The following is a 4,911-nucleotide window of genomic DNA, read 5'->3' as shown; positions in this document are numbered from 1 at the left end:
GATTACTATCCTTTCGGAATGCAGATGCCAAACCGTTTCTATAACGGTACAGATTATAGGTATGGGTTTAACGGGAAAGAAAAGGATGATGAGATTAAAGGACTAGGAGCACAATACGATTATGGATTTAGAATTTATGACTCGAGAATAGGTCGCTTTTTGAGTACAGATCCTTTGTTTGCAGGTTACCCATATTACACGCCATATCAGTTTGCAGGTAATAGACCTATATGGGCTGTCGATTTAGACGGTTTAGAGGAGTTAACTAAAACTCGTAAAAGAATAGTATTAATTAATGTTTGGGGTCAAAATGTTAATCGGAAATATTTTGATAAAAAAAGTAATGAATATATTCAGCCATCTGAAGAGATTGTTGAACAGGGTGATCCAGGGGCTGATGTTGAAATTGAAACAATATCGTATCATTATGCTGGAGCAGGTTATTTTAATAAATATGTTTCTACGTCTACTGTTGAACCTTCAATCCCTGCAACCGATCCTAATGATAATACAAAAGAAATCAATCCAGAACCTCTTGATAATGATGAAAAGCCCGTTTTAGAAGTAAAAAAATCTAATGAAATCAATAAAGAAGTTGAGCAGGTAAATTTAAATAAAGTGGATGAGAAAGTTGTACCTTTACCAGTGAAGAAGAAAAAAGTTATACCGCCGCCACTAAAGAAAGGAGATATTGAATCTACTACAATGGGATTAATGTATCCTATTGTTTCAAATAGTGGTTATGAATGGATTGATCAGGGAACAGGTCAATTTCCGGCTAAAGATCTTTTAACAAAAATAGTGAAAAAGGTTAATTCAAGCCCAAAGATTACTCAAATTACAGTCTCTGGAGAGGCAGAGTATGGCGAAGGGGCAAATGGTTCTAACGTAAGGAGTTCTTTCTACACCGGATTAAGAAAACTTGTACAGATATTCAGAAATTTGGGGTTAAATAATAATGTTAGAGTCCAAGTAGATTATCAAAATACACGAGCCAAATTAAACGGTAAGTTTAAGGTTAATTTTAAATATGAATAGATGAATAAAATATATTTATATTTTTTATTTTGTTTCACTGCTACTACTAACGGTCAGACCACTGAAATTGCAAATATTTTTTTACAGTCGTTTAGTAATGTAGATAGTTGTTATAAAAATAGCAAAGAAGAGCTAGTTTTGTTCTCAAAATATTATTCAGAGACAAAGTTAAATGAAGGTGTACTTAAGCTTAAAGACAGTTTAGTATTCCAAAAACTCAATAGAGACAGAGGAAAAATGATCTATTATTTAAGGCATATTTATTCTAAGGATACTATTAACGGAATATATGTATGCACTGAATATATGCTCACAAAAAATATTCTTGACTATAAATTAAAGAAGCTTAATTTTAGTCCTTTACCTAACCAAGATAATACTTATGAATGTAATGATATTCGGTATGAACACATAATATACGCTAAGTTATTTTATTCCACTGGAGTTCTTATTTTGCCTAGTAATACATTTTCAGAACTTTACATTACACTTATTAAGGAAGATTGTTCAGTTTCCTACAAAGAAAGTATTCCCAATACGGGTATAGAATTTATAGATGATAGAAACTTTTTAGGAATTAAGAATAAGAACTCTTTAATACTTATCTTCAATCGATATTTAAATATTAATAATTAGATACTTCTATATTTGCTTTAGAAAATCTAAATAAAATTAGATATCAGTATGTGCCCCCCCTCGCTGGCGCGAGCATATTGCTCGTGCCCAAGCAGTAAAATATTTAAGTATATAAATAAAGGCAACCAATACGGTTGCCTTTAATTTTTAATACACCTCCAGTTTACTGTGTACTTTCTCGATCTCTTTATCCATGTACGATTGTGCATAGTGAATATAACAATCAAGCCAGAAACAACAAACCCTAAGCCTAGGCTTGGGGTTTGTTGGTTTAAAATCGTAATTTTGAGAAAACAGTTATTATGAAAAAACTGACTCCTGTTATATCTTTATTCAAACAGTTTATAAAGGACACCGAAAATGGCAAAAGGCTTAAAAAAAATGGCGAACGCATAAAACCTCAATCCATACAAAACTATTACTATGTATTACAAAACCTTATAAAGTTTAGTACACAAACAGGTTTTGAAGTGCGAATATGTGATGCTACAAAGCTTACCAAACGTGAACTACAGTCAGAGAAAAATTACTGGAAAAAGTTTTACCTTAAGTTTACCGGTTTTTTATATGATAATGGCTGTTATGACAACTATGTGGGAACCAATATTAAAACCATAAGGGTATTTTTTAACTATTTAAAAAACGATAAGGATTTTAATACCGGTGATTTCCAAAGATTGTTTTATGTGCGTAAGGAGGAGGTTGATATTTTTGTTCTATCGCCCGATCAGCTTAAGTTTTTAATACACGACAGAGAGTTTGAAAAAAGCCTTACGCCATCATTAAAACGTATAAAAGATATTTTTGTTTTTGGTTGTACAACGGGGCTCCGTTTTTCGGATATTTTTTTACTGACTAATAAAAATATTGAAAATGTTGATGCCGACTGGTACTTAAAAGTAAAATCGCAAAAAACAAAAACCTTTAGTTATATTAAACTTCCCGCTTATGCAGTAGCCATTTATAACCAATACAAACCTCAAAATAATAAAGCCTATGTTTTTGGTAAAATAAGTCTTTTTAATTTTAATAAGAGCCTTAAAACTCTTGGAGAACTTGCCGGATTTACTGCTCCTGTAGAAGTTTTACGCGAAAAGCAGGGAAAAACCAAAAAGATGATAAAAAATGGCGATGCATCTCAAAAACGTTTTTGTGATAAAATGAGTTCGCACATGATGCGACGCACCGCCATAACTACCTTACTTATTTTAGGTATGCCAGAGCACCTGGTTCGTAAAATAAGCGGGCATAGTGCTGCCAGTAATTCCTTTAACCGTTATGTACATTATGCACAATCGTACATGGATAAAGAGATTGAGAAAGTACACAGTAAACTGGAGGTGTATTAAAACCAAGAATGATGAACAGTATAATGACTGTTACAGGTATATTCTTGAAATTTTGGGTTTGGTGTAAACAGTTAATTAAATAAAAAGAAGCTACCGTCACGATAGCTTCTTTTTTTATACGCTATAACAATAACTGGTGCGCAAAATCAGCGGGCACAGTGCTGCCAGTAATTCCTTTAATCGTTACGTTAATTACCCATAATTTTATAGAAAAAAATCTAACTACTCTGTTTTATAACATACTATCTATATTAGCTTAAGCTATATATTTATAAAATCTCACTCTATTATTTCCAGTTATTATTACTAACCCCAAGTGTTTTAACGTTTAAATATCCATGTTGTTTACAAGATTCATTGATAAAATCTCTATATTTCATTACATCATTTAAGTCAAATTGGAATGAGACCTTACCTTTACAATAAATATCTATTAGACAATGTCCATATGGGAAATATGTATACGAATTAAATGAATACTTAAAACTATTCTCTACTTTTTCTAAATTCCAAGACTTTGAATTTGTAAATATTTTATCCCCTATATAAATAAATTCATTGTTAATAATAGGGGAAATTTTGATATCACAAGCAATAACATCTTCAAAAGAAAATTTTCCGAATCCATTAATTGATGCTATATCTATATCATCTTCAAAATTTCTATTTAATTTATGTAAAATATTCTCTGATTTAATTATATCTGCCCATCCATAACTTTTCTCTATTGATACCCCCCAAATACTAAAATTAATATTAGAGGGTAATACTGTCGGAACAGAAAAAAAAATCATTTTGTCATCGTATACGTCAATAGGTGATTCGATACTTGAGAAATCAGTATTAGTAATGTCTAATTGTAGCAACATAATTATCAACCTTTCTTTTGTAAAATAATTTCATATATATCTCCTTGTATAGGTTTTCCATCAGTAGTTTTCATTCCAGATTTTATGGTATTTGATACTTTCTCCACTTTTTGTAATACATCAAATTTATCAAGTCCATTGGCTGTTCCTTTAACAATTTGATTAAAATACTTATTGCTTAGACTGCCTCTGATTATGATGGTACCTTGTTTAGTTAATAGCTTAGCTGCATCTACAAGATAGTCACTATATCCATAGGGGTTGTTGGCAATTATATTATCAACAGTTCCCAATAAATCAAGTTCTTTCATTACTTTCGTAAAACTTGATATAGTTCCTCTAAAGCCTTGAGTAGCCTGCAAATCAATATTAAGAGCAAAATTATAACGACTCTTCGAACCTCCAAAAAAATCGAGTATTTTCTTTCCACTACCTTTAAATATTTTTGCTAGTTCATCTCCTTTCGCTTGAGGAAATAAGTCTTCGGGACCTTCATAAAAGAAAGCTGAAGCGGTAGCAAAAATCTCTGTTATTAAAACAGGGTTACTCATTATTGAAAGCGCAAGACTTGCAGCCTTTTCTTTAACAAAGGGGTAAGTAATATAAGCAATAACCAACGCCGTTCCAATTTTTTGAGCTTTTATCCCTCCTTTATATGCCTCATAAGCTTTCATTGCTTCTTCAATATTTCCTTTGGCTAATTCTTCATTGAATTTTTTTATTCTCGCTTCTGAAAGCTTTGCTGAATTTGCTATAAATGGCTCTAGACCTTCTAATTCAACAGCATCTATTACCCTATTTCCACTAAACGCATAAGGTGAGTAAAAAGGATACTTATATGTTAGCGGGTCAATCGCAAAGAACCTGCCAATCCTAGGGTCATGCATCCTATATTTATAGTTATAGCTGTTCCCTTCACCTTTAATCTCATTATCCTTTTCCTGTCCCTGGAAGCCATACCTGTAATCGGTTCCGTTATAGAATCGGTTAGGCATCTGCATTCCGAAAGGATAGTAATC

Annotated in this window: 5 protein-coding genes; 3 read left to right on the top strand and 2 right to left on the bottom strand. The window is 31.9% G+C overall.

What is annotated here, in order from left to right:
• From V3Z67_RS17390 to V3Z67_RS17380, 3 genes are all read left to right on the top strand, one after another.
• Nucleotides 1-1,038: RHS repeat domain-containing protein (locus V3Z67_RS17390; protein WP_330444528.1), on the top strand; the 1,038-nt coding region annotated here is incomplete at its 5' end.
• Nucleotides 1,039-1,674 (top strand): hypothetical protein, encoded by a 636-nt coding sequence (locus V3Z67_RS17385; RefSeq protein ID WP_330444527.1) that lies wholly within the window; start codon nucleotides 1,039-1,041, stop codon nucleotides 1,672-1,674.
• A gap of 302 nt (nucleotides 1,675-1,976) precedes the next feature.
• Nucleotides 1,977-3,023, top strand: a complete 1,047-nt coding sequence (locus V3Z67_RS17380; protein ID WP_330444526.1) for a tyrosine-type recombinase/integrase — start codon at nucleotides 1,977-1,979, stop codon at nucleotides 3,021-3,023.
• 287 nt (nucleotides 3,024-3,310) lie between these two features.
• Here V3Z67_RS17380 and V3Z67_RS17375 read toward each other — a convergent pair whose 3' ends face one another.
• Together V3Z67_RS17375 and V3Z67_RS17370 are read right to left on the bottom strand one after the other, a co-directional pair.
• Complete coding sequence (locus tag V3Z67_RS17375) at nucleotides 3,311-3,892, bottom strand: hypothetical protein (protein ID WP_330444525.1); 582 nt, start codon at nucleotides 3,890-3,892, stop codon at nucleotides 3,311-3,313.
• Nucleotides 3,893-3,897: 5 nt separating this feature from the next.
• A partial coding sequence (locus tag V3Z67_RS17370) for an RHS repeat domain-containing protein (RefSeq protein WP_330444524.1) occupies nucleotides 3,898-4,911 on the bottom strand: 1,014 nt, incomplete at its 5' end.

The organism is Flavobacterium sp. C4GT6 (assembly GCF_036347315.1).
In the GTDB taxonomy this organism is placed as follows: domain Bacteria; phylum Bacteroidota; class Bacteroidia; order Flavobacteriales; family Flavobacteriaceae; genus Flavobacterium.
This window is presented reverse-complemented; position numbering and strand designations above follow the sequence as displayed.